The 25,213-nt window shown below is 51.5% G+C and carries 25 protein-coding genes; 2 read left to right on the forward strand and 23 right to left on the reverse strand.

The window, feature by feature from the left end; translation table 11 throughout:
• Nucleotides 1-167 precede the first annotated feature (167 nt).
• The 20 genes from ycfP to yceD all read right to left on the reverse strand — a co-directional run bounded on the left by ycfP (nt 168) and on the right by yceD (nt 16,760).
• Entirely contained in the window at nt 168-710 is a 543-nt protein-coding gene (gene ycfP, locus EA14781_RS04060; RefSeq protein ID WP_000587933.1) for an alpha/beta hydrolase YcfP, read from the reverse strand.
• A gap of 22 nt (nt 711-732) precedes the next feature.
• Nucleotides 733-1,758 (reverse strand): beta-N-acetylhexosaminidase, encoded by a 1,026-nt coding sequence (gene nagZ, locus EA14781_RS04065; protein ID WP_000529282.1) that lies wholly within the window; start codon nt 1,756-1,758, stop codon nt 733-735.
• 10 nt (nt 1,759-1,768) lie between these two features.
• On the reverse strand, nt 1,769-2,593 hold the full coding sequence (gene thiK, locus EA14781_RS04070; RefSeq protein ID WP_001116780.1) for a thiamine kinase: 825 nt from the start codon (nt 2,591-2,593) through the stop codon (nt 1,769-1,771).
• On the reverse strand, nt 2,574-3,215 hold the full coding sequence (gene lpoB, locus EA14781_RS04075; protein ID WP_000164433.1) for a penicillin-binding protein activator LpoB: 642 nt from the start codon (nt 3,213-3,215) through the stop codon (nt 2,574-2,576). Before lpoB ends, thiK begins: the two co-directional genes overlap by 20 nt.
• Nucleotides 3,216-3,228: 13 nt before the next feature.
• Nucleotides 3,229-3,606: a YcfL family putative periplasmic lipoprotein gene (locus EA14781_RS04080; RefSeq protein ID WP_001225301.1), complete on the reverse strand. Its 378-nt coding sequence runs from the start codon at nt 3,604-3,606 to the stop codon at nt 3,229-3,231.
• A 2-nt stretch (nt 3,607-3,608) separates the two neighbouring features.
• Complete coding sequence (gene hinT, locus EA14781_RS04085; protein ID WP_002461978.1) at nt 3,609-3,968, reverse strand: purine nucleoside phosphoramidase; 360 nt, start codon at nt 3,966-3,968, stop codon at nt 3,609-3,611.
• A gap of 281 nt (nt 3,969-4,249) precedes the next feature.
• Nucleotides 4,250-5,683 carry a PTS glucose transporter subunit IIBC gene (gene ptsG / locus EA14781_RS04090; protein ID WP_000475697.1) on the reverse strand — a complete coding sequence of 478 codons (1,434 nt, stop codon included), beginning with the start codon at nt 5,681-5,683 and terminating at the stop codon, nt 4,250-4,252.
• A gap of 294 nt (nt 5,684-5,977) precedes the next feature.
• The gene (locus tag EA14781_RS04095; RefSeq protein ID WP_000480241.1) at nt 5,978-6,775 is read right to left on the reverse strand and encodes a metal-dependent hydrolase; all 798 of its coding nucleotides are present in this window, start codon (nt 6,773-6,775) and stop codon (nt 5,978-5,980) included.
• Nucleotides 6,776-6,785: 10 nt separating this feature from the next.
• Complete coding sequence (gene holB, locus EA14781_RS04100; RefSeq protein ID WP_001267904.1) at nt 6,786-7,790, reverse strand: DNA polymerase III subunit delta'; 1,005 nt, start codon at nt 7,788-7,790, stop codon at nt 6,786-6,788.
• Nucleotides 7,787-8,428 carry a dTMP kinase gene (tmk, locus tag EA14781_RS04105; protein ID WP_001256992.1) on the reverse strand — a complete coding sequence of 214 codons (642 nt, stop codon included), beginning with the start codon at nt 8,426-8,428 and terminating at the stop codon, nt 7,787-7,789. The genes holB and tmk overlap by 4 nt, the downstream gene beginning before the upstream one ends.
• Nucleotides 8,418-9,440: a cell division protein YceG gene (gene yceG, locus EA14781_RS04110; RefSeq protein ID WP_000757190.1), complete on the reverse strand. Its 1,023-nt coding sequence runs from the start codon at nt 9,438-9,440 to the stop codon at nt 8,418-8,420. Before yceG ends, tmk begins: the two co-directional genes overlap by 11 nt.
• Nucleotides 9,441-9,442: 2 nt before the next feature.
• Complete coding sequence (gene pabC / locus EA14781_RS04115) at nt 9,443-10,252, reverse strand: aminodeoxychorismate lyase (RefSeq protein ID WP_000478663.1); 810 nt, start codon at nt 10,250-10,252, stop codon at nt 9,443-9,445.
• A gap of 119 nt (nt 10,253-10,371) precedes the next feature.
• Nucleotides 10,372-11,613 carry a beta-ketoacyl-ACP synthase II gene (gene fabF / locus EA14781_RS04120; RefSeq protein ID WP_000044662.1) on the reverse strand — a complete coding sequence of 414 codons (1,242 nt, stop codon included), beginning with the start codon at nt 11,611-11,613 and terminating at the stop codon, nt 10,372-10,374.
• An 88-nt stretch (nt 11,614-11,701) separates the two neighbouring features.
• Nucleotides 11,702-11,938 (reverse strand): acyl carrier protein, encoded by a 237-nt coding sequence (gene acpP, locus EA14781_RS04125; protein ID WP_000103754.1) that lies wholly within the window; start codon nt 11,936-11,938, stop codon nt 11,702-11,704.
• Between the two features lie 210 nt (nt 11,939-12,148).
• Nucleotides 12,149-12,883 carry a 3-oxoacyl-ACP reductase FabG gene (gene fabG, locus EA14781_RS04130; RefSeq protein WP_001008531.1) on the reverse strand — a complete coding sequence of 245 codons (735 nt, stop codon included), beginning with the start codon at nt 12,881-12,883 and terminating at the stop codon, nt 12,149-12,151.
• A 12-nt stretch (nt 12,884-12,895) separates the two neighbouring features.
• Nucleotides 12,896-13,825, reverse strand: coding sequence for an ACP S-malonyltransferase (gene fabD / locus EA14781_RS04135; protein ID WP_000191391.1), 930 nt, complete (start codon nt 13,823-13,825; stop codon nt 12,896-12,898).
• A gap of 15 nt (nt 13,826-13,840) precedes the next feature.
• Complete coding sequence (fabH, locus tag EA14781_RS04140; protein WP_000288126.1) at nt 13,841-14,794, reverse strand: beta-ketoacyl-ACP synthase III; 954 nt, start codon at nt 14,792-14,794, stop codon at nt 13,841-13,843.
• A 68-nt stretch (nt 14,795-14,862) separates the two neighbouring features.
• The gene (plsX, locus tag EA14781_RS04145; protein ID WP_000197593.1) at nt 14,863-15,933 is read right to left on the reverse strand and encodes a phosphate acyltransferase PlsX; all 1,071 of its coding nucleotides are present in this window, start codon (nt 15,931-15,933) and stop codon (nt 14,863-14,865) included.
• 80 nt (nt 15,934-16,013) lie between these two features.
• A complete protein-coding gene (gene rpmF, locus EA14781_RS04150) occupies nt 16,014-16,187 on the reverse strand; it encodes a 50S ribosomal protein L32 (protein WP_000290727.1) in 174 nt (57 codons plus the stop codon).
• A 51-nt stretch (nt 16,188-16,238) separates the two neighbouring features.
• Complete coding sequence (gene yceD / locus EA14781_RS04155) at nt 16,239-16,760, reverse strand: 23S rRNA accumulation protein YceD (RefSeq protein WP_001174476.1); 522 nt, start codon at nt 16,758-16,760, stop codon at nt 16,239-16,241.
• 197 nt (nt 16,761-16,957) lie between these two features.
• Between yceD and yceF the strand changes: the two genes are divergently transcribed.
• Nucleotides 16,958-17,542, forward strand: coding sequence for a 7-methyl-GTP pyrophosphatase (yceF, locus tag EA14781_RS04160; RefSeq protein ID WP_000040070.1), 585 nt, complete (start codon nt 16,958-16,960; stop codon nt 17,540-17,542).
• A gap of 69 nt (nt 17,543-17,611) precedes the next feature.
• On the opposite strand, the gene rluC is transcribed toward yceF, so the two are convergent.
• Nucleotides 17,612-18,571 carry a 23S rRNA pseudouridine(955/2504/2580) synthase RluC gene (rluC, locus tag EA14781_RS04165; RefSeq protein WP_000846328.1) on the reverse strand — a complete coding sequence of 320 codons (960 nt, stop codon included), beginning with the start codon at nt 18,569-18,571 and terminating at the stop codon, nt 17,612-17,614.
• Between the two features lie 572 nt (nt 18,572-19,143).
• Between rluC and rne the strand changes: the two genes are divergently transcribed.
• Nucleotides 19,144-22,353: a ribonuclease E gene (rne, locus tag EA14781_RS04175; protein ID WP_000827345.1), complete on the forward strand. Its 3,210-nt coding sequence runs from the start codon at nt 19,144-19,146 to the stop codon at nt 22,351-22,353.
• A 197-nt stretch (nt 22,354-22,550) separates the two neighbouring features.
• On the opposite strand, the gene flgL is transcribed toward rne, so the two are convergent.
• On the reverse strand, nt 22,551-23,504 hold the full coding sequence (flgL, locus tag EA14781_RS04180) for a flagellar hook-associated protein FlgL (RefSeq protein WP_001212798.1): 954 nt from the start codon (nt 23,502-23,504) through the stop codon (nt 22,551-22,553).
• 11 nt (nt 23,505-23,515) lie between these two features.
• Nucleotides 23,516-25,159: a flagellar hook-associated protein FlgK gene (flgK, locus tag EA14781_RS04185; RefSeq protein WP_000096433.1), complete on the reverse strand. Its 1,644-nt coding sequence runs from the start codon at nt 25,157-25,159 to the stop codon at nt 23,516-23,518.
• Between the last annotated feature and the right edge of the window lie 54 nt (nt 25,160-25,213).

Raw genomic sequence — 25,213 nt, forward strand, 5'->3', positions numbered from 1 at the left:
TATAGCGTGAGTAGGGTATGGAGGGCGTTTGGTAGGCCTGACAAGATGCGTAGCATCGCATCAGGCATTGATGCTTGACTGTCGGATGCGGCGTGAACGCCTTTTCCGACTTACAGAATCTGGAGCGCATCAGGTATCGGCAAGGTTACCTGATGCGGCGAGGGCATTTATCCGAGGGTTTTGAACGCTTTAATGCGTTGCAGATGCGGGGAGATATTTTTGAATTTGTGGGTCTGCTCTTCGTCCCAGACAATCTCGTAATAATGATGCAATTCTTCCGATGTTCGCTGGCTGTTAAGGGCTTCATCGTTACGCGATAAAATCACCAGACAACGATCGCGATTTTTCTCGCGGAAGTTAGTCACACACTTAGTGGCGATATCAGCGTACTCTTCCGGGCGATCAATCTTCCCTTCCATATTCTCGTACGGGAATAAATTAGGGTTGAAGATCACCTGGCGGATATCACAGAGAAAACCAATTCGCTCGGCCCAGTAACCGCCCAGCCCAACGCCACAAATCAGCGGACGCTCGTCAACATTGAGTTGCAGCATTTTGTCCACTTCTTTGAGTAAATGCTGCATATCGTGTTTCGGATGTCGCGTACTGTAGCTTATCAGCCGTACATCCGGGTCAATAAACTGTAGTTGCAAAACTTTCTCGTGGTTACCCGGACTGTTAGAGTCAAAACCGTGTAAATAGATAATCATCGCTTCCTCACATAAGTCAGGGTTAGTGACCTGCTTTCTCTTCCTGCCAGCGTTCATGTAACTGATTCAGACGGGCGCTGACCTCTTTCCAGCGAGCCGAGTCCATCAGTTCCTGTCGCGAAAATGAACCTTTATGATACAAACTTGTAACACGTTCTGCTTTGATCGGTGACAGATTATCTAACACGCTGACGGCCCCTTTACGATTATTGCAGACCAGGATCATATCGCAACCCGCATCCAGAGAAGCCTGACCTCGTTCAGCGTAACTGCCCATAATCGCAGCGCCTTCCATCGACAAATCGTCAGAGAAAATGACGCCGTCAAAACCCAATTCCTGGCGTAAAACGGTCTTCAGCCAGTAGGGAGAACCGCTCGCCGGACGCGGGTCAACATCGCAGTAGATCACATGCGCAGGCATAATGGCATCGAGTTTATTTTCGCGGATTAAGCGACTGAAGACCGACATATCTTTAGCGCGAATTTCCGCTTGTGGGCGAGGGTCGCACGGCGTTTCTTTATGTGAGTCTGCCGTGACTGCGCCATGACCCGGGAAGTGCTTGCCGGTGGTCTTCATTCCGGCTTCATGCATACCATCAATAAACCGGCTGGCGATTGCCAGCGCTTTTTCGGGATCGGCATGATAAGAACGCTCGCCAATCGCCGCGCTGATATGCCCTACGTCCAGCACGGGCGCAAAACTGATATCAATATCCATGGCAATCATCTCGCTGGCCATGAGCCAACCTGCTTCTTGCGCCAGTTTTCCGCCCTCTTCCATCCCCAACAGCGCGGCAAAAGATTGCGCCGCTGGTAAACGGGTAAAACCTTCACGAAAGCGTTGCACGCGACCACCTTCCTGATCCACCGCCACCACCAGATGATTGCGGGAAGCTGCGCGGATCTGGCGCACCAACTCACGTAACTGCGCCGGATCGTGATAGTTACGCGTAAAGAGAATCAGCCCTCCTACCAGCGGATGCGCCAGAATTTCACGCTCTTCCGCGTCCAGTTCGTAACCTTCGACATCCAACATTACTGGACCCACACTGCTCTCCTTATTGTTTTATTGATAGCTGCCGCCAGGTGTCATCGGCCAGCCTGATAAATTGTTGATCGCCGGTTTGTCGCCAGCGGTACTCAAACCATCCTGCTTTCAGCATCAGCAGCCAGGGAAACCAACGCCTGATCTGATGCCATAATCGCGTCGGGTCAATCTTCGCCTGCGCGGCATAGTCATTAACCAACCGTCGGTGCTGGTCAGTATTTTCCACCCACACTGCCGCCAGTTCCAGCGCAATATCCCCATCGCCGGCATACTCCCAGTCGATAAGTTTCAGCCCAGACACGCTATGGACCAAATTTCCAGCGTGGACATCCATATGCAACGGGCTTAAGCGTAATGGCTGTGGTTCACGTATTTTGCGCAGACGTTTTAACTGCCGTAACCAGCCCGGAGTCCGCCGTGCCGGATCGCTTTGTTGCCAGTATTGTTCCAGCAACGGTAGCAGCGCTATTCGCCAGCCAAAACGTGGTTGCTGATGCAGATAATACAGCAAGCGTGCCAGTTCGTCGGTATCCGGCAATTGCGTTTTTACTTCGCCAGGCAAATAGTCAACGACCATCCAGCCGCGAAGATATAAACGCGGCTTTGGCGCAAGGCTGGCGGGTAATTGCGATAAAGCCCGATACTGGCGCAAAAACGCGAACTGCGGCGCATCAGGATCATGCGGCTGGCGCACAACAAAACGTTGATCCTGATGCTCTATGAGAAAACTCCCGCCGCTAAGTCCACGATTAAACGTCGCGACGGGGTGATACTGCGGGAAATAACGCGACAGTAATTTGTCGCGCGTAATGGGATTATTGTTGCTGAACGGCACCTTTACCTGACCAGATAATTTCGCCAGTCTGGACCAGCATCAGTTGCATTTGCAGGGTTGGCGTATTCACATTACCAGAGGCACTGGAGTACAGCACATAATGAGCGCCCACGTTGCGGGCAATACCGATGGCTTTACTGCGAGTGCCTAAGCTGTCCTGCGGCGACAAACCTAACTGCTGCTTGGCCATTGAAAGCTGCTGGGCAGAAACGAGGGTAAACTTGCCGTTATTAGCCAGCGCATTACGTAGCGTTTCTGTCGCTTCCCCTGCATTCAGCGAACCGTTGGTACGGTTATTGACGCTATCCACCAACAGAACGCTACCCGCCGTCACGCCATCAGCCGCGAGCATCTTACTGACCATCGGCTGCATCGCGCCATTCCAGTCATAATGGCGAACATGCGGCGCAGGCGGTGCGGTTTGCTCTTCATGCTCAATCGGCCCCGGCTGCTGCGGGATCGTCGGCACTGTTGGTACGGTCGGTACCGGCTGTTGCGGCTCGGTTGGTTGCTCTGGAACAGGTTTCACCTCTTCTACTGGCGCAGGCTCACGTTGCGCCACACACCCGGCGAGAAACATCGCCAGCGCGGTGATTAAGGCGTAGCGACTCATTTTTGTCATCAAGATTCACCCCTTACAAATAAAGATAAAGTCTGACTTTATGCGCCCCCAGAAAATTGGCGCTGCCGTACAAGGTCACCGCTGAACGTGCAGGAATAGTGACACTGCGTGGCGTTTCCAGAGGATGCATCTCCAACCCTCTGGCGTCATACCAATAAAAACGATAATGAACGGTAACGGGTTCTTGCCTTTCGTTATAAAGCGTCGAGGATGCTGAAGGCTGAATATCAGACGTCGAAAGAATGGGCTTTTCTGCGCTAATGCCTGCAGCCAACAGAGATGACTCCATCACCAGCGATTGCTCATCATTCACCGGAATTTCCGGGTGTGAGCGACACCCCACCAACAATAACAACATCAGTGACGCCAGCCTAAAGCATCCTTTTCTCATCGTTACAAACCTTTATGCGCCAGCATTGGGCCCAGCGGACGGCCTCCCAGCAGGTGCATATGGATGTGATACACCTCTTGTCCACCATGACGATTGGTATTCATGATCAAACGATAGCCATCTTCGGCAATACCTTCTTGCCTGGCGATTTTTGCCGCGACGGTAATCATGCGCCCCAGCGCCTGCTCGTGTTCGGCAGACACATCATTGACGGTCGGAATGAGGGTATTTGGGATAATCAGTATATGCGTTGGCGCTTGCGGCGAAATATCGCGAAACGCCGTTACCAGCTCATCCTGGTAGACGATATCGGAGGGGATCTCACGACGAATAATTTTGCTAAAAATAGTTTCTTCTGCCACGACATTTTCCTTTTTCAAATAGCCATGCGTTGCGCCATGCTACGCCGCACCACACTGCGAGTATAGAGTATGGTCGAGTTAAACCTGCTCTTTCAACCTTAACCCACGATTTATTAAGCAAAAAATCGTTTTGCTGCCGCATACATCGCCATTTTCCCATTTCTACATGCGAATGAGCAGACAAGGTGGCTCCTTTTCATGTCGAGCAGGATAACGTTGATCAACACACCTGTAAAAAAGGCAGCCATTTGGCTGCCTTAGTCTCCCCAACTTCTTACGGATTAGTGGTTACGGATGTATTCATCCATTTCGGTTTTCAGGTTATCGGATTTAGTACCGAAAATTGCCTGAACACCAGAACCAGCAACCACTACGCCCGCTGCGCCCAGTTTCTTCAGGCCAGCCTGATCCACTTTGGACACATCAGCGACGCTGACGCGCAGACGAGTAATACATGCGTCGAGGTTAGTGATGTTTTCTTTACCACCAAATGCAGCAACCAGTGCCGGCGCCATTTCGCTGGTACCTGCGGCTTTTGCATCTTCGGTCGCATCTTCACGCCCCGGCGTTTTCAGATCCAGTGCTTTAATCAGCACGCGGAAGATGGTGTAGTAAACAATCGCATAACCGATACCGACAATCGGGAACAGCCACAGCTTGCTGCTGTTGCCAGAAAGAACGATAAAGTCGATCAGACCGTGCGAGAACGAGGTGCCATCACGCATCCCCAGCAAAATACAGATCGGGAATGCCAGACCTGCCAGAATCGCGTGGATGATGTACAGGATCGGCGCAACGAACATGAAGGAGAACTCGATCGGCTCGGTGATACCGGTCAGGAACGAGGTCAACGCTGCGGAGATCATGATACCGCCCACTTTAGCGCGGTTTTCTGGTTTAGCAGAGTGCCAGATAGCAATCGCGGCAGCCGGCAGACCGTACATTTTGAACAGGAAGCCGCCAGACAGTTTACCCGCCGTCGGGTCGCCTGCCATATAACGCGGAATGTCGCCATGGAATACCTGACCAGCCGCGTTGGTGTACTCACCAATCTGCATCTGGAAAGGTACGTTCCAGATATGATGCAAACCAAACGGCACCAGACAACGTTCGATGAAACCGTAGATACCAAACGCAACTACCGGGTTCTGATAAGCAGCCCACTGGGAGAACGTCTGGATTGCGGAACCAATCGGCGGCCAAATGAAGGACAGCACAACGCCGGTAAAGATGGCAGCCAGACCTGAAATGATCGGCACAAAGCGTTTACCGGCAAAGAAGCCAAGATACTCAGGCAGCTTAATACGGTAGAAACGGTTAAACATGTACGCTGCAATCGCACCGGAGATAATCCCCCCGAGTACGCCCGTATCCGCCAGATGCTTAGCGGCGATTTCTTCAGCAGGTAAATGTAGTACCAGCGGTGCGACCACGGCCATGGTTTTCACCATGATGCCATAAGCGACAACCGCGGCCAGCGCAGAAACGCCATCGTTATTGGTGAAGCCAAGGGCGACACCGATAGCAAAAATCAGTGGCATGTTTGCAAAGACGGAACCGCCTGCTTCTGCCATGACATGCGACACAACGGCGGGCAGCCAGCTGAAATTCGCGGAACCGACGCCCAGCAGAATACCTGCGATAGGCAGTACGGATACTGGCAGCATCAGCGATTTACCGACCTTTTGCAGGTTAGCAAATGCATTCTTAAACATAATTGAGAGTGCTCCTGAGTATGGGTGCTTTTTTTACGTTCTCACGCGTAGCAAGGGGGGAGAGCCTCGCCATGTACAGGGCATCTAAGCGCCCTTTATTTATTACACAGAGTAAAATAATTCAGTATCGATTTGTTTGACGGCTATCACGTTTCAACTTCAGATCTTTAGCGAAGTTGCACATATTGACAAAATAGATGTCACAATATTTCAAACATGGTTATTCACCGCCCAATTTGCGGCGGTGAACTTTACTCGTTTTATCTATTAATTACGAGCTTTAAAAAAACTCATTCAACGGATGGATTGAAGGCGGGAAGCATCGATGTGAAACAGACGGGCGAAGTTATCGGTGGTTACCTGCGCCAGTTCTTCAACGGCAACACCTTTCAACACAGCCATGTATTCTGCAACGTCACGAACCATCGCAGGTTGATTCTCTTTTCCTCGATGCGGCACTGGCGCCAGATAAGGCGAATCCGTTTCGACCAGCAACCGATCCAGAGGTACATAACGCGCGGCATCACGCAATTGTTCAGCATTACGGAAGGTCACAATGCCAGAGAAAGAGATATAAAATCCAAGATCCAGTAATTTGCCCGCCGTTTCTTTGTCCTCTGTAAAACAGTGTAGTACGCCACCGCAATCCGTCACTTTTTCTTCGCGCAGAATTGCCAACGTGTCGGCACGAGCGTCACGGGTATGAACGATAACCGGTTTGTTCAGTTCACGACCAATCTGAATATGATGGATGAAGGACTCTTGCTGACGAACCTTAGTTTCCGGCGTGTAATAATAATCCAGCCCGGTTTCTCCCAGCGCAACAACCCCCTCTTCCGCCGCCAGACGGCGTAAATCTTCTACATCGTAGGGATCATTCTGGTTGAGCGGATGCACACCGCAAGAAAATACGACGTTATCGCGTTCTCCTACCAGATCCCGCATATGCAGATAACCAGGTAATGTCGTGGCGACCGCCAGACAAAATTTCACATCGCGCGCAGCGGCTTTTGCCAGAACGTCATCTACGTCCTTATGCAAAGATTCATAATCCAGACCATCGAGATGGCAGTGTGAGTCGACTAAAAACATGATGTCTCTCTTAAAGATGAGGAACCGGTAACACAACGCCCGGTTGCAGGTAATGCTCAATACGCAGTAAAAGATCGGTGATAAGAAGTTCGCGGTTTACGCCTGTAACAGAAATTAACTGCTCGCGACTGTGGCAAACATCCCCCAGCATAGCTTGCAGGCGCGAGGGAGAAAGACGATTTGCCAGCGAGATAACGACACCAGGAACATCAACATTGGTAACTTGCGAAGCACCATGATGGCGTTTTAGCGCATCCATCAACAACGTTGCCAGCCAGTGCAGGCGCGCCGGAGCTTGTTCGTGATTAAGCGCCGCTAACATCGAATACCAGTCGCCAGATTGCACACTGTATGCCAGCGCCTGACAAAGTGTTTCGCGGGCCTGCCAGCTATCTCCCTGAAACAGCGCCAATGCCGCGCCGGGCGAACCGGCGCTTAAGCGCAGTGCGGCAAGCAACGCCTCTTGTGACATTGTCACTTCACGTGAAAGCCAGGTCACAGCGTACTGTTCTGGCGGCGGCGCGAGGTAATGTAACCGACAACGGCTACGTAATGTCGCCAATAAACGTTCAGGCTCTCGGGTAGCGAGGAAAAACCAGGTTTCTGCTGGCGGCTCTTCCAGTGTCTTCAGCAATGCGTTAGCTGCGGCGTCGGTCAGCAAAGCAGCATCGGTTACCCAGACAACTTTTGCACCGCCTAAACGTGCGTGCTCATTTAGCTTTTCGGTGACTTCCCGTACTGCATCAATGCCCAGCGCGTTCTTCCCTTTTTCGGGAATCAGGGTGTAATAATCGGGATGCGTGCCAGCCTGCATCAACTGACATCCACGGCAGTGACCGCAACTTTTGTGCCCCTGCGGTTGTTGGCAGAGTAAAAAACGGCTCAGAGCGTAGATTAAGGCATCATCGCCCATACCTGGTAACGCCTGAATAAGTAGCGCATGGTGACCTCTTCCTGCCTGATAGCTGGCTACCAGTTTTTCGAAATCAGGTCGTAACCATGGATACCATCTCATGCGCCCTGCTCCTTAACCCAATTGGTCACGGTGGTACGAATTGCGTCCATGACGGCATCCAGCGGCTGGGTAGCGTCAATGGTGTGAATGCTTCTATCTTGTGCGGCCAGTTCCAGATAGCGGGCGCGAGTGCGATTAAAGAAATCGAATGACTCTTGCTCAATACGATCCAACTCTCCACGTGCGCGAGCGCGTTTTAAGCCAACTTCCGGGGTAACATCGAGATAGAGCGTTAAGTCAGGACGAAAATCGCCCAAAACAGCATCACGTAGCGTTGCCAGCATATGTTGATCAATACCACGTCCCCCCCCCTGATACGCCTGAGTAGAGAGATCGTGACGATCGCCAATCACCCAGGTGCCGTTAGCCAGCGCCGGTTTGATAACCGTTTCTACCAATTGAACACGCGCGGCATAAAACATCAGCACTTCGGCTTTATCAGTAATAACTTCGTCGCCTACCGATTTGATATCCAGCACCAGGCTTCTTAACTTCTCGGCAAGTTGCGTACCGCCAGGTTCACGAGTGAAAATCATATCGTGGATACCCAGTTGCTCAAGCGTCTCGACCACCACGTTACGTGCCGTGGTTTTGCCTGCGCCTTCCAGCCCTTCAATGACGATATACTTACTGCGCATTTTTTTCCTTAAGCACTTTCAGATAATCCTGCACAGACTTGTTATGGCTGGCAAGATTGGTATTAAACGTGTGTCCGCCTTTACCATCGGCCACAAAATAGAGATACGGTGTTTTTGCCGGATGTGCGGCAGCCTTCAGCGAATCTTCTCCCGGCGTGGCAATCGCCCCCGGCGGCAGTCCGGTGATGGTATAGGTGTTATACGCTGTCGGCGTCTCAAGATCAGCACGAGAAAGCTTGCCATTATAACGCTCCCCCATCCCGTAAATCACCGTCGGGTCAGTCTGTAGGCGCATGCCAATACGTAATCGGTTAATAAATACCGAGGCAACCTGAGCGCGCTCGCTGGCAACGGCAGTCTCTTTTTCGATAATCGATGCCATGGTTACCAGTTGATTTTTATCTTTGTACGGCAGTCCGTCCACACGCCCTTCCCAGACACTATCAACCGCCTTCACCATTTTCTTATGCGCTCGCTTAAGCAACGCAACATCAGTGGTATTAGCGGTATACATCCAAGTGTCTGGCCAAAACCAACCTTCAATCCACTGCGGGTTTTCAAGTTCCAGTGCCTGCGCCACGGTAGCGTACTTATCGTCGCTCAGCGTGTGTTTGATATACGGCGCTTCACGTAATTGCTTGAGGTAATCGCTCAGGCGCATCCCTTCCACCAGCCGAAGAGGGAACTGCGCTTCTTTACCACTTTCCAACAGTTGCAGCATTTCGCGCACGGTCATCTGCGGTGTAAAGCGGTAAGTCCCGGCTTTAAAGTGAGAAAGCTCCGGCTCCACACGCAATAGCCACTGAAAGACACGGGGTCGATTGATGATTTTGTCGGCGTAAAGCTGTTCACCAAGTGCCAGTCGCCCGGTCCCTGGTTTCAGAGTGAAAATGGTCTCTTCTTTAATGAGTAATTTGCTATCGCCAAAATGGCGAACCTTCCAGACGCCCGCACCGGAGGCAATACCCAGTACCACCAACAATAACAAAACAATCGATAACACTTTTTTCATGACTAATTCGGGTGCTCACAAAGTGGGGCTAAATATTCATATAGCGTTGTTGACGAAAAGGAGATATCGCCACAGGCGCGTACGGGAATAACCGGCATCAACGCATTACAAACAATCATCTCATCCGCCTGCATCGCTTCTTCCAGTACGGCTTGTACTTCGACAACCTGATAAGAAGATTGTGCCAGTAAACGGATACAGAATTGTCGCATAATGCCGTTAACTCCAGCCTGATCCAGACGCGGCGTGTAGACCACATCGCCTTTGCGCCAGAACAAATTAGCCGCACAGCATTCCGTAACCCACCCTTCGCTGTCAAGAACCAGCGCCTCATCGGCGTTTGTCTGCTCAAGATGAGAGCGAATCAACACCTGCTCCAGACGGTTAAGGTGTTTAATCCCCGCAAGGTGAGGATTACGTCCCAGGCGAATCGGGCTTAACGCCAACGTCGCTCCCTCATTACGTAAGCGGTCGTAATGCGCAGGATAAGCCGCAACCGAGAGAATGCGCGTTGCCGGTCCGCTATTTAACGTACTGTACCCTCTTCCACCACAACCGCGGCTAATTATCACCTTCAGCACGCCGTTTTGCTGCTTTGCTGCCAGGTATTTCATTTCTTGTTCAAGCTGCAACCAGAAATCGCAGGCGATCATTAAGCGTTGGCAGGCTTCCTGTAGCCGCTGCGTGTGCGCGGATAACAAGCTAACTTTACCGTCAATAATTCTGGCTGTCGTGAAACAACCATCGCCAAACTGCGTTGCCCGATCGCTTGCTGCCAGCGATTCCTGTTTATGACCGTTAATTAAGAACATAGCAGCTCCTTATAAGAGTATTGTTAGTGTCGCAGCATGTTCACCGCAGAACAAGTCTGGGTCAGAGTCAAGAAAAAAGGCCCGCAAGCGGACCTTTTATAGAGGTGTAAAACAGCAACTTAGATCTTTTTAAAGATCAAAGAACCGTTAGTGCCACCAAAGCCGAAGGAGTTACACAAGGTATACTCCATTCCGCTAACCTGACGCGCTTCGTGCGGCACGAAATCCAGGTCGCAACCTTCATCCGGGTTATCCAGGTTGATGGTCGGCGGAACAGCCTGATCGCGCAACGCCAGGATGGAGTAGATAGACTCTACTGCACCAGCAGCACCTAACAGGTGACCGGTCATGGATTTCGTGGAGCTTACCAGCACGCGGCTTGCAGCTTCACCGAAGATAGTTTTCACGGCCTGCGCTTCCGCCTTATCGCCTGCCGGCGTCGACGTACCGTGCGCGTTAACGTAGCCAATCTGGCCCGGCTCAATACCTGCGTCACGCAGAGCATTCGCCATTGCCAGTGCCGCGCCTGCGCCGTTTTCCGGCGGCGACGTCATATGGTAAGCATCGCTGCTCATACCAAAACCGACAACTTCAGCGTAAATTTTCGCACCGCGTTTTTTCGCGTGTTCGTACTCTTCGAGCACCAGCATACCGGCACCATCACCCAGTACAAAGCCATCACGATCTTTATCCCACGGGCGGCTGGCCGCTTGCGGGTTATCATTGCGGGTAGATAATGCACGTGCTGCGCCGAAACCACCAACGCCAAGCGGCGTACTGGCTTTCTCTGCGCCGCCTGCAACCATCACGTCAGCATCGCCATACGCGATAATACGCGCAGCATGACCAATGTTGTGCACGCCAGAAGTACAGGCGGTCGCGATAGAGATGCTTGGGCCACGCAGGCCATACATGATAGTCAGGTGACCTGCCACCATGTTCACAATCGTTGACGGAACGAAGAACGGGCTGATCTTACGTGGACCACCATTCATCAAAGATGAGTGGTTTTCTTCGATCAATCCAAGTCCGCCAATCCCGGAGCCAATAGCAGCACCAACACGGGTTGCGTTCTCTTCCGTTATTTCAAGGCCAGAATCCTGCATGGCCTGAACGCCAGCGACAATTCCATATTGAATGAAGGCATCCATCTTGCGCTGTTCTTTGCGCGAGATGATGTCATCACAGTTAAAATCCTTTACTAAGCCAGCAAATTTCGTTGCATAGGCGCTAGTATCGAAATGGTCGATTAGGCTGATGCCACTCTGACCGGCAAGCAGAGCTTTCCAGGTAGACTCTACGGTATTGCCGACAGGAGACAACATGCCCAGTCCGGTCACAACTACACGACGCTTAGACACGTTTGTCCTCCAGGGAGGGAAAAAATGATTCTAGTGGGACAAAAAAGAAAAAACTCAGGCGGTCGAACGACCGCCTGGAGATGTTCACTTACGCCTGGTGACCGTTGATGTAATCAATGGCAGCCTGAACGGTGGTGATTTTCTCAGCTTCTTCGTCCGGAATCTCAGTATCAAACTCTTCTTCCAGAGCCATTACCAGCTCAACGGTGTCAAGAGAATCCGCGCCCAAGTCTTCAACGAAAGAAGCATTGTTGGTAACTTCTTCCTGCTTAACGCCCAGCTGTTCGCCGATAATTTTCTTAACGCGTTCTTCGATAGTGCTCATACTCTTAAATTTCCTATCAAAACTCGCTTTCGCGATGGTTTTCGTAGTGTATAAAATGTTGAAAAATTTGCAACTAAATCCCGGCAGGTCTTACCACGATTTTACGTTATTTTGAGGCCTTACCCCCCAATAACGCAAATCATTTTGCACTAATAATTACTCATGACCACGCAGACTGCGCGCAACATGAGCATTTTGTGCAAATCACGATCAGACCATGTACATCCCGCCGTTCACATGCAAAGTTTCACCCGTGATGTAAGCTGCTTCGTCGGATGCCAGGAATGCAACCGCGTTGGCGATCTCCTGTGCGCCGCCGAGGCGACCCGCAGGAACCTGCGCCAGGATACCCGCACGCTGGTCATCGCTCAGCGCACGTGTCATGTCCGTTTCAATAAAACCCGGAGCAACAACGTTTACAGTAATACCGCGTGACGCAACTTCACGCGCCAGTGATTTACTGAAGCCGATCAAGCCAGCTTTCGCCGCAGCGTAGTTAGCCTGACCGCCATTTCCCATGGTACCAACCACAGAACCGATAGTGATAATACGACCATGACGCTTTTTCATCATAGCGCGCATTACCGCTTTTGACAGACGGAAAACAGATGAAAGGTTGGTTTCGATGATATCGTTCCACTCATCATCTTTCATTCGCATTAACAGGTTATCACGAGTGATACCGGCATTATTGACCAGGATATCGACTTCACCAAATTCTGCGCGAATTTTTTCCAGAACAGATTCAATAGATGCCGGGTCGGTCACATTCAACATCAGACCTTTGCCGTTAGCACCTAAATAATCACTGATCGCCTGTGCGCCGTTTTCACTGGTCGCAGTACCGATAACTTTCGCGCCACGAGCTGCGAGCGTTTCAGCGATTGCGCGGCCAATCCCGCGGCTTGCACCGGTTACCAGTGCGATTTTTCCTTCAAAATTCATGTTGTTCCTCTTTTAAAGCTCGAGCGCCGCTGCCATCGCTGAAGGTTCGTTCAGCGCCGAGGCGGTCAGGGTGTCGACAATGCGTTTCGTCAGGCCAGTCAGCACTTTGCCCGGGCCAACTTCATAAAGGTGTTCTACACCTTGTGCTGCCATGTATTCAACGGACTTCGTCCACTGAACCGGGTTATACAACTGACGTACCAATGCGTCACGGATGGCATCACCATTGGTTTCGCATTTCACATCAACGTTGTTCACCACTGGAATGGTCGGAGCGTTAAAGGTGATTTTCGCTAATTCTACCGCCAGCTTGTCCGCCGCGGGCTTCATCAGCGCACAGTGAGACGGTACGCTCACCGGCAACGGCAGTGCACGTTTTGCACCTGCTGCTTTACAGGCGGCGCCTGCACGCTCAACAGCTTCTTTATGACCCGCAATAACCACCTGGCCCGGAGAGTTGAAGTTAACCGGAGAAACGACCTGACCTTCTGCCGCCTCTTCACACGCTTTGGCAATAGACGCATCATCCAGACCGATGATTGCCGCCATTGCGCCAGTCCCTTCCGGTACAGCTTCCTGCATGAACTTGCCGCGCATCTCAACCAGACGCACCGCATCAGCAAAATCAATCACCCCAGCGCAAACCAGCGCGGAGTATTCCCCCAGGCTATGACCAGCCATCATTGCCGGTGCTTTGCCGCCCTGTTGCTGCCATACGCGGTACAGTGCAACGGATGCAGTCAACAATGCTGGCTGGGTTTGCCAGGTTTTATTCAGTTCTTCGGCTGGCCCCTGTTGGGTCAACGCCCACAGGTCATAGCCCAGCGCGGCAGAAGCTTCAGCAAAGGTTTTTTCGACAATTGGATAGCTCGCCGCCATATCAGCCAGCATTCCAACGGTTTGAGAACCCTGACCAGGGAACACAAATGCAAATTGCGTCATGTTTTAATCCTTATCCTAGAAACGAACCAGCGCGGAGCCCCAGGTGAATCCACCGCCAAAGGCTTCAAGCAGAACCAACTGCCCCGGCTTAATACGCCCGTCGCGTACGGCTTCATCCAGCGCGCACGGTACAGACGCGGCAGATGTATTACCGTGGCGGTCCAGCGTCACGACGACATTGTCCATCGACATACCGAGTTTTTTCGCCGTGGCGCTGATAATACGCAGGTTCGCCTGATGCGGAACCAGCCAGTCCAGTTGGGAACGGTCAAGATTATTTGCTTCCAGCGTCTCATCAACGATGTGCGCCAGCTCCGTTACCGCAACTTTGAAGACTTCGTTGCCCGCCATGGTCAGATAAATTGAATTCTCTGGATTTATACGGTCAGCATTAGGTAACGTCAACAATTCACCATAGCTGCCGTCGGCATGAAGATGAGTGGAGATGATTCCTGGCTCTTCAGAGGCAGCCAGCACTGCAGCGCCCGCGCCATCGCCAAAAATGATAATTGTTCCGCGATCTGCTGGATCGCAGGTGCGCGCCAGTACATCGGAACCGACGACCAGAGCATACTTAACCGCGCCAGATTTCACGTATTGATCGGCCACGCTCAGTGCGTAGGTGAAACCCGCGCAGGCTGCGGCAACGTCAAACGCCGGGCAACCTTTAATACCCAGCATGCTTTGAATCTGACATGCCGCGCTCGGAAAGGCGTGCGTGGCAGAAGTCGTCGCCACAACGATCAGTCCAATCTGGTCTTTATCGATGCCCGCCATTTCAATTGCACGCGTCGCCGCTTCGAATCCCATAGTCGAAACGGTTTCATTTGGCGCTGCAATATGGCGTTCACGGATACCGGTACGCGTGACAATCCACTCGTCAGAGGTATCCACCATTTTTTCCAGATCGGCGTTTGTCCGCACTTGTTCGGGCAGATAGCTGCCAGTACCAATAATCTTCGTATACATGTACGCTCAGTCACTTTTCGGTTATATACCGTCACTTGCAAACTGCGAGTGGCGCTGGCAGCGTCCTGCTACCGCAGAGTTCCGCTTTTGCCACCGTCCAGCAGTTCAAAACCAGCTGGGTATACAGATTTCAGGCGAGCGGCAATTCGCTGAGGAACTTGTCGCTGCACCGCCTGCACTGCCTGTTCAATCGCGACCGCAAAAGCTCGCTGATTGGCCGCACCATGGCTTTTTATCACCGTGCCGCGCAATCCTAACAGACAGGCGCCGTTATACTGGTCGGGGTTGAGGTGACTGAATCGCCTCGTCAGGCTCTTTTGTAGCCAACGCTTTAATAACAGTAGCCACCACGACCGTTTTTTCCCTTCTCCCTGAGATTTCAGCAGAGAAAGGAACATCCTGACAACACCTTCCATCGTCTTTAATGTGACATTTCCTGTAAATCCGTCGCAAACCAGCACATCCGTCTTGCCAGTTAATAACTCATTGGCTTCAAGATAGCCGATGTAATTGATGGAAGGGATTTTTTTAAGCACAGCAGAGGCATCCCGAATACTGTCCAGCCCCTTTACTTCCTCTTCACCAATATTGAGCAACGCCACGCGAGGATTAGGGATTTCCACCACCTCTTCTGCCAGAACAGAACCCATAATGGCGAATTGCACCAACATAGTGCTGTCACAATCGACGTTAGCCCCCAAATCAAGGACTACCGTTTTGCCCTTTTGCTGATGCGGCAGTACCGTCACCAACGCAGGGCGCTCAATCCCCTCAAGGGGCTTGAGTAATAATTTTGCCAGCCCCATCAGCGCACCGGTATTACCCGCGCTGACACAGGCCTGTGCTCGACCTTCTTTTACCAATTCCAGCGCCACGCGCATTGAGCTACCGCGACTGGCGCGGATAGCTTGCGAAGGCCGGGCATCACTGGCGATAACTGACTGCGCAGGAATAACCTGCAGACGCGAACGTTGTTCAAAGTCAGCTTTAGCAAGTAATGGCGTGATGGCGTCGGGATTGCCGACCAAAAGAAGAGTGAGTTGCGAATTAGAATTCAGTGCCTGCAATGCAGCAGGCACTGTCACAGAAGGACCAAAATCGCCCCCCATGACATCTAACGCCAGGGTTAGACGTGTCAAGGTATCGTCGCCGCCCGGTTTGGTCTTTCCCCAGTTGCCTGGGGAAAATCCTCACTAAGCTTCATCACGCAAACGCGTGATTACTTAGCGATGACCTTGCGGCCGCGGTAGTAACCGTCGGCAGTGATGTGGTGACGCAGGTGTTTTTCACCAGAAGTTTTGTCTACAGACAGGCTGGTGACTGCGGTCAGCGCGTCATGGGAACGACGCATGCCACGTTTGGAACGGGTTGGTTTATTCTGTTGTACGGCCATGGACCTTACTCCTCAATTACGGTTTATCCCCGATCCAACGGGGAGCACCAATTACTTACGCTTTAAGCTGGCTAATACGGCAAATGGGTTTGGTTTTTGCACTTCTTCAGGCAGTTCACCAAAGACCATGTCCGCTTCGGACACTTCACAGTGTTCAGAATCATGCACCGGAACTACCGGCAAGGCGAGGATGATTTCATCTTCCACCATTGCAAGCAGATCGATTTCACCGAATTCGTTAACCTCAATCGGTTCATACGCTTCCGGCAGTGCTTCAGCCTGTTCGTCTGAACGTACAGGACTAAAACAATACGTTGTGTAGACCTGATGAGAAAACGGCTTCCCGCAACGCTGACACTCGAGCGTTACCGTCACCTTCGCATCGCCGTTTAACACTGCGAGACGTTGGTTATCGATAGCGAACGACATGGAGCATTCCACATCACTGTCCACACTGACTACAGATTCGGCGACGCGCTCGACTTGATCAGGAGTATAAATACCCTGGTAATCAAGGCGTTTTTGAGCCGTACGAACCGGATCGAGAGTCAGGGGTAATTTTACCTTTTGCATAGGGCGCGCATATTAACTTTGTAACGTCATAGAGTCAAAGAAAAAGGCAGCCTGTGGTTGCCTTTTGCCAATAATTCGCACACATTGCGGGTTACTGCTTTATTTTCGTTCAGTGCTGACAACGAACATCAAACTGCAAAACGAAGCGCATAGTTTAAAATGGCTATCATCAATACGCTATATCTGATGGAAAAAATATGTCTAAACTTATTTTAGCCTCCACCTCGCCCTGGCGCCGCGCTCTACTTGAAAAACTGCAAATTGCTTTTGAATGTGCAGCGCCGGAAGTCGATGAAACCCCACGCAACGATGAATCACCACGCCAACTGGTACTTCGGCTGGCGCAAGAAAAAGCGCAATCCCTGGCGTCACGTTATCCGAAACATTTAATTATCGGTTCAGATCAAGTGTGTGTACTGGATGGAGAGATCACCGGAAAACCATTAACGGAAGAAAATGCCCGTCTACAATTACGCAAAGCCAGCGGCAATATTGTCACCTTCTATACTGGGCTGGCACTGTATAATTCCGCCAATGGACATTTGCAAACAGAAGTAGAACCTTTTGACGTCCATTTCCGTCACCTGAGCGAGGCGGAGATTGATAATTATGTGCGCAAGGAGCATCCCCTGCACTGTGCAGGAAGCTTTAAGAGTGAAGGATTTGGCATTACGCTGTTTGAGCGTTTAGAAGGGCGCGACCCTAACACGCTGGTAGGTTTGCCACTAATCGCGCTCTGTCAGATGTTACGTCGGGAAGGAAAAAATCCGCTGATGGGATAGTTTTATCTGCCAGATAAGGCGTAAACGCCTTATCTGGCCTACCGTCCATTACAGGCTTATATATTCATATTAACGTGCGTTACGCAACTTCTGCAAACAACGCTTCAACCCCTCATCCATCGGTGCTTCAATGCGCATCACCTCACCCGTTCCCGGATGGGTAAACTTCAACGCTGCCGCGTGCAGGAATAAGCGATTTAATCCCGTTCCCGCTTCAGTGAACTGTTTGTCAAATTCACGGTCGCCGTAGCGATCATCAAAGGCAATCGGATGGCCGGCATACTGCGTATGTACACGGATCTGGTGAGTACGTCCGGTAACCGGGCTGCAACGAACCAGCGTGGCAAACGCATAGCGTTCTTCCACTTTAAAGCGCGTTTCTGACGGTTTACCTTCCTGACTCACACGCACAATACGCTCGCCGCTTTGCAGAATGTTTTTCAGCAACGGCGCTTGCACGCTCTTGACATGCGACTGCCACTGACCACGCACTAGCGCCAGATAATCTTTTTGCATGCCTTTTTCACGCAACTGCTCATGCAGAGAACGCAACGCCGAGCGTTTTTTCGCCACCAACAGTACGCCTGAAGTGTCCCGATCGAGTCGATGCACCAGTTCAAGAAAACGCGCTTCCGGGCGCAACGCTCGCAGCCCTTCAATAACGCCAAAACTTAAACCGCTACCGCCATGCACTGCCGTGCCGGATGGTTTATTCAGCACCAGAATATGATCATCTTCATATAAGATGACATCGGCCAGCGCCGCCACTTTTTGCAAATGCGGCGAAACGGCGTCTTCTTCTCGTTCGGCAACACGAACCGGAGGGATACGCACTTCATCGCCAGCATCGAGTTTATATTCAGGCTTAATACGTTTTTTATTCACCCGTACTTCACCTTTACGCAAAATACGGTAGATCATACTTTTTGGCACACCTTTCAGTTGGGTACGCAAAAAGTTGTCGATACGTTGCCCCGCTTCATCGGCGGTGATAGCAACGATTTTTACGGATGGAGTCTCTGTTTTCATGGTGGGCGATTCTAATTAGCCAGCAGGATTCGCGCCACTCATTTTTCTATGCTTATATTTAGTTTTGCACCTTATTACTTCATTACGTGATCACTTTATTGATGGTTATTAAACCAATCACCAGCAAGAAGTGAAAAAACTGTGAGTAAGCGGGTGATAAATGGTAAAAGTCATCTTGCTATAACAAGGCTTGCAGTGGAATAATGAGGCCGTTTCCGTGTCCAACCTTGTTAAAACAAGAAATTTTACGGAATAACCCATTTTGCCCGACCGATCATCAACGCAGCAATGGCGTAAGACGTATTGATCTTTCAGGCAGTTAGCGGGCTGCGGGTTGCAGTCCTTACCGGTAGATGGAAATATTTCTGGAGAGTAACACCCAGTCTGTTTCTCTGATAATTGCGCTGTTTTTCCGCATGAAAAACGGGCAACCGACACTCTGCGCCTCTTTGAGCTGACGATAACCGTGAGGTTGGCGACGCGACTAGACACGAGGCCATCGGTTCACACCCGGCAAGGCGTTACTTTGCCCGCAGCTTAGTCGTCAATGTAAGAATAATGAGTAAGTTACGATGAAAAGAATGTTAATCAACGCAACTCAGCAGGAAGAGTTGCGCGTTGCCCTTGTAGACGGGCAGCGTCTGTATGACCTGGATATCGAAAGTCCTGGGCATGAACAGAAAAAGGCAAATATCTATAAAGGTAAAATCACCCGCATTGAACCGAGTCTGGAAGCTGCTTTTGTTGATTACGGCGCTGAACGTCACGGTTTCCTCCCATTAAAAGAAATTGCCCGCGAATATTTCCCTGCTAACTATAGCGCTCATGGTCGCCCGAACATTAAAGATGTGTTACGTGAAGGCCAGGAAGTCATTGTTCAGATCGATAAAGAAGAGCGCGGCAACAAAGGCGCAGCACTCACCACCTTTATCAGTCTGGCAGGTAGTTATCTGGTTTTGATGCCGAACAACCCGCGCGCGGGCGGCATTTCTCGCCGTATTGAGGGTGATGACCGTACCGAATTAAAGGAAGCGCTGGCAAGCCTTGAACTGCCTGAAGGCATGGGGCTTATCGTGCGTACTGCCGGCGTCGGCAAATCTGCCGAAGCGCTGCAATGGGATTTAAGCTTCCGCCTGAAACACTGGGAAGCCATCAAAAAAGCTGCAGAAAGCCGCCCTGCTCCGTTCCTGATCCACCAGGAGAGCAACGTAATTGTGCGTGCTTTCCGTGACTACCTGCGTCAGGACATTGGCGAAATCCTGATCGATAACCCGAAAGTACTCGAACTGGCGCGCCAGCATATCGCCGCGCTGGGTCGCCCGGATTTCAGCAGCAAAATCAAACTGTACACCGGTGAAATTCCGTTGTTCAGCCACTATCAAATCGAATCGCAGATCGAGTCGGCCTTCCAGCGTGAAGTCCGTCTGCCATCCGGTGGTTCCATCGTTATCGACAGCACCGAGGCATTAACCGCCATCGACATCAACTCTGCACGCGCAACCCGCGGCGGCGATATCGAAGAAACGGCGTTTAACACCAACCTCGAAGCGGCCGATGAAATTGCTCGCCAGTTGCGTCTGCGAGACCTCGGCGGTCTGATTGTTATCGACTTCATCGACATGACGCCAGTACGCCACCAGCGTGCGGTAGAAAACCGTCTGCGTGAAGCGGTACGCCAGGACCGTGCGCGTATTCAAATCAGCCATATTTCTCGCTTCGGCCTGCTGGAGATGTCCCGTCAGCGCCTGAGCCCGTCACTCGGTGAATCCAGCCATCACGTCTGTCCGCGTTGCTCTGGTACTGGCACCGTACGTGACAACGAGTCCCTGTCACTCTCTATTCTGCGCCTGATTGAAGAAGAAGCGCTGAAAGAGAACACTCAGGAAGTCCACGCGATCGTTCCTGTGCCAATCGCTTCTTACCTGCTGAACGAAAAACGTTCTGCGGTGAATGCCATTGAAACGCGTCAGGACGGCGTGCGCTGTGTGATTGTGCCAAATGATCAGATGGAAACCCCGCACTATCACGTACTGCGCGTGCGTAAAGGCGAAGAAACGCCAACCTTAAGCTACATGCTGCCGAAGCTGCATGAAGAAGCGATGGCATTGCCGTCTGAAGAAGAGTTCGCCGAGCGTAAGCGCCCAGAACAACCTGCGCTGGCAACGTTTGCCATGCCTGATGTTCCACCAGCGCCAGCCCCGGCAGAACCAGCAGTTCAGGCAGCGACGCCTTCACCCAAAGCCGCCGCTCCGGCAACACCTGCACAACCAGGTCTGTTAAGTCGCTTCTTCGGTGCACTGAAATCCCTGTTCAGCAGCAGTGAAGAAGCGAAACCCGCTGAACAGTCAGCACCCAAAACAGAAGCGAAACCTGAGCGTCAACAGGATCGCCGTAAGCCTCGTCAGAACAACCGCCGTGACCGTAATGAACGTCGCGACACCCGAGGCGAACGTACAGAAGGTGGCGATAACCGCGAAGATAACCGCCGTAACCGTCGCCAGGCGCAGCAGCAGACAGCCGAGACTCGTGAGAGCCGTCAGCAAGCTGATGTAACGGAAAAAGCACGTACCACCGACGAACAGCAAACACCGCGTCGCGAACGTAGCCGCCGCCGTAACGATGATAAACGTCAGGCGCAACAGGAAGCGAAAGCGCTGAATGTTGAAGAGCAGTCTGTACAGGAAACCGAACAGGAAGAGCGTGCGCGTCCAGTTCAGCCACGTCGTAAACAGCGTCAACTAAACCAGAAAGTACGTTATGAGCAAAACGTTGCGGAAGAAGTGGTAACCGCACCGGTGGTTGAAGAAACTGTTGCGGCAGAACCTGTCGTTGAACAGGAAGCGCCTGCCCCACGTACTGAACTGGTGAAAGTACCTCTGCCGGTAGTTACGCCAACTGCGCCGGAACAGCAAGAGGAGAACAATACAGATAACCGTGATAATGGTGGCATGCCGCGTCGTTCCCGCCGCTCGCCGCGTCACCTGCGCGTCAGCGGTCAACGCCGTCGCCGCTATCGTGATGAACGTTATCCGGCCCAGTCGCCAATGCCGTTAACCGTCGCCTGTGCGTCTCCAGAACTGGCTTCTGGCAAAGTCTGGATCCGTTACCCGGTTGTTCGTTCGCAAGATGTACAGATTGAAGAGCCGCGTGAGCAGGAAGAAATGCAGGTGCAACCGATAGTGACTGAAGTCCCTGTTGCTGCCGCTATCGAACCTGTTGTTAGCGAGCCGGTTGTTGAAGAAGCGGCTGAAGTCATAGAAGCTCCCGTTCAGATTGCCCAACCGCAACCGGAAGTTATCGAAACGACGCATTCTGAAGTGATTGCCGCCGAAGTAACTGAACAACCGCAGGTGATTACCGAAGCTGATGTTGCCGTAGCGCAGGAAGTCGCAGAACACGCGGAACCGGTTATCGAACCGCAGGAAGAGACGGTAGCTATTGCAGATGTCGACGAAACAACTGAGGTTATGGTTGCTGAACCGGAAGTCGTTGCTCAACCTGCTGAACCTGAAGCCGTTGCTCAACTTGCTGCACCGATCGTCGCTGAAGTCGCGGCGAAAGTGGAAACGGTAGCCCCTGTTGTCCCTGAGGTAGTCGTTGAGCATAATCACGCTACCGCGCCGATGACTCGCGCTCCGGCGCCGGAATATGTTCCAGAAGCACCGCGTCACAGTGACTGGCAGCGCCCGACCTTTGCTTTCGAAGGTAAAGGTGCCGCAGGTGGTCATACGGCAACGCATCATGCTTCTGCCGCTCCTGCGCGTCCGCAGCCTGTTGAGTAATCATTAGCTCAAAGAGATCAAGCCCTGGCAATCGCTGGGGCTTTTTTATTTCAGGTATAAATAAAAATATTCAAATTCATCCAATGGCATTCTTGTTACCTAACCACTCAAAAATAAGACAAAAAAAACCTACTCCGGCAATCCCCGGAGCAGGCAGACAAAACATCCCAGGCTTCATGGAATGTTCTGACAGACGCTTATTTATTAAGCTGAAATAGAGACAACCCCTGCATATCGGTAAACGCTTTGTACGACGCCTGGAGCGCCGTTTGCTGCATCACGTAAGATGAAATGGTCGCGTTCCAGTCTACATCAACCAAATCACTCATCTGCTGCGTTTGTCCTAAGGCGCGATCGCTACCTAATGAATCCAGCGACTCCAGTTCATTTAGCTGCGTGCCTAATTCTGCGCGTACAGTCAGGACATTATTCAGCGAATTTTTCAGTCCACGGTTGGTTTTATCCAATGCCGCTGCGGCGGTTTCTTTATCTACTTCGCTCTCCTCGACCGGTATTTTCAGCGCCGCGATGGCGCTATCCAGCATGGCAAAAAGATTGGTTTCAGAACTGCTACCGTCCGGTTCCTTCACCGCATTGCTGGTAATGTTGTTGAAAATTTTGTCGCCGGTATGCCCTATCACCATCGAACGCGAAGCATCGACCTGTTGCTTAATACTTTCTTTTCCGCCGATATATTCGCCATCCGTTTCGCTAAACGGCGCAGATTCTGTTTTATAACCGGCAAAAATGTAGCGTCCGTTACCGTCAGTGGTATTCGCCAGATTCAACAACTGGTCGCGGATCCCCTGAATATCCGTTGCTAACGATGCCCGGTCATCGTCACTCAAAGTGCCGTTGCTGGCGTAGACAATTTTTTCCTGCGCGCTCTGGATTGCGGTGGTAACCTGGCCAAGCACACTCTCCTCCAGTGACACTTTTTGAGTGGCGAAAGTTCGCGTCAGCGTATACTGGCTGTTTTGCGCCTGCGCCTGGGAGAGCACGACAGCTTGTGATGCAGCAACAGGATCGTCAGAAGGGTTAACGACTCGCTTACCCGTCGACATCTGTTCGCCGTACTTCATCCATTCCGCCTGAGAACTGGTGATACCGCGCATATTTTGCTGGTACATCATCTGGGTACTGAAACGCATCTTATCTCCCCTTAGCGAATGTTAATCAGCGCATCAAAAATAGCATTCGCCGTCTGCAGAACCTGTGCATTGGCCAGGTAATACTGCTGAAAACGTTGCAGGTTGCCGTACTCTTCGTCGAGATTGACGCCAGAAATAGACTGCTGCTGATTAGAAAGTTGCGTTACCACATTACCCTGCGAGGTACTGCTGGTTTTCAACGTGGCAGTTTTATTACCGATATCGCTAACCAGTATGGCGTAGGCATCATTAAACGATTTCGTTCCGCCCACTGTTTTACTGTTGTTTTGCAGATCCAGCAGGGCCTGACCGTTACGATTGTCGCTTTCCCCCGCGTCTTTATCACTTGCCATCGCAATTTTCGCTTCATCAGTGATTAATACATCCATATTGACGATGGCATCGCTTACTGGTTTCAGCGTGAAACTATCATTGGCTTTGGGCGTTCCAGTGAACGTTAACTCCATACCATCAAACGAGACTTTACCGTTAGCATCAGGCATCACTGTAAAAGAGGTATTGCTGGCAAGGCGGGTGACCTGCCACTGGTTATTGCTAAATGAGATTTTATAATCAGTAGCCAGCACCGCTGAACCTTCAGTCACCGTGGCACTGAGTGCGCTATTGCCTTTGTTATTACTGTTTTGCAGAGCCGCAGGCTTGCCGATGGCAAAGAAATTCCCCCCTTCCTTACCATTGGCATCAAATCCCTTGTTATGTTGGGTATTGAAAGCCTCAGCAAATGCCAACGCCAGTTGCCCAAGCGTATTACGCGTCTGGTCGAGATCCTGAGAACGGAATGTCAGAATGCCGCCCAGCGACCCGCTCGTCAGGAGTTTATCCGGTATTTCGATATCTCCCGCGCTCGCATCGACATACGCGATCGTAGTGCGAGACGGATCGGTGCTGGAAGGTACTGCCGCTAGCTGGCGAGCCGTGCTGCTCTGAACCAACGAGTAACCATTGGCCATAGTGATATTGTAAGTGCCGCTGTCCTGCACGCTGACCTCAACACCAACAATCTGGTTTAATTCGCTCACCAGCTGATCGCGTTGATCCAGCAGATCGTCAGGAGACGCCCCTGCCCCCACGCCTGTTAAACGGGAGATTTGATCGTTCAGACTGGCGATTTGTTTGGCGTAATTATTGACCTGGTTAACGCTGGCGCCTATCGCGATATTAACCTGTTTGTCCTGGTCACGCAGATACTGATCTGTGGTTTTAAACTGATTCACCAGTCCTTCTGCTTTACCAATCAGCGCCTGACGCGCCGCCGGATCTTCCGCGTTACTCACCAGCGTTTGCAGGCTGGTGAAGAAATCCTGCATTTGCGTTGCCAGCGAAGAGGTGCTGCCAGAGAGCATATTGTCGATTTTCGACATCTGCTCATAGCGGGAAGTCAGGCCGCTACTTTGTGTCTGCGCCGCATGTAACTGGTTGGTAATAAACGCATCATATTCACGCTGTACGCCAGAAACGTAGACGCCATTGCCAACCCAGCCGCCAGCACCGAGAGTGCTTTTAGCCTGCGCCATAATAGTCGTCTGGCGGGTATATCCGGCAACGTTATAGCTGGAGATATTATTACTTGCCGTATTTAACGCCGCCTGGGCCGCGTTCAGTCCGCTCATGGCGTTATTGATCAAGCTGGACATGGAGGTTCCTTATAAGCCTTTAATTACAGAGTATTATCGGCAGCCACTCGCCGG

The sequence above is a fragment of the Escherichia albertii NBRC 107761 = DSM 17582 genome (assembly GCF_000759775.1).
GTDB lineage: Bacteria > Pseudomonadota > Gammaproteobacteria > Enterobacterales > Enterobacteriaceae > Escherichia > Escherichia albertii.